Source organism: Campylobacter sp. MIT 21-1684, assembly GCF_026241315.1.
Lineage (GTDB): Bacteria > Campylobacterota > Campylobacteria > Campylobacterales > Campylobacteraceae > Campylobacter_D.
Genome location: NZ_JAPHNA010000071.1, coordinates 1 through 554, shown reverse-complemented (window position 1 = coordinate 554; position 554 = coordinate 1). Strand labels below are relative to the sequence as shown.

Here is a 554-nt window from a genome sequence, read left to right as displayed (position 1 = left end):
CTATGATACCTGTAACACTTTTGATGTCTTCACTTTGGGTGATAACATCACTTGTTTTTACAGAGACATTCTGCATAGAAGAGGTAATTTGTTCTAAGGCTGCTGCTGTTTCTTCTAAGGATTGGGCTTGAGAATTTGAAGAAGTAGTTAAAGACTGCACAGCATTTTGGAGTTTTTCACTCTCTTCTGCTAAAGCATTAGCAAAATCAGAACTTTGTTTGAGCATTTTTACAATTTCTTCACCTAAGGCATTGGTTGTAATCTCAACACTGCCTTTGGCATTTTCTAATTTGTTTCTAAAGTCAAGTCTTTTGTATTCTTCAAAGATTTTTTGAATCTCATTCATATTAGAACCTACTTTAGCTTCTAAAGCATCTAAGAGACGGTTAAGAACATTTTTGAGTTCTACTAATTGAGGATTTCTTGGAGTGGCTGTAATTCTTTCAGTAAGATTACCATTCTCTACTATTTGAACAGTTTGTACTGATTCTTTTACAGCCTGTTGGTCTTGTTCTAATCCTTTTTTCGTAGCAAGAATGTTTTCGTTGATGGCT

1 pseudogene is annotated in these 554 nt (G+C 34.5%); it reads right to left on the bottom strand.

The window, feature by feature from the left end:
- A pseudogene (locus OQH62_RS08615) lies at positions 1–554 on the bottom strand (methyl-accepting chemotaxis protein); the annotation flags it as partial.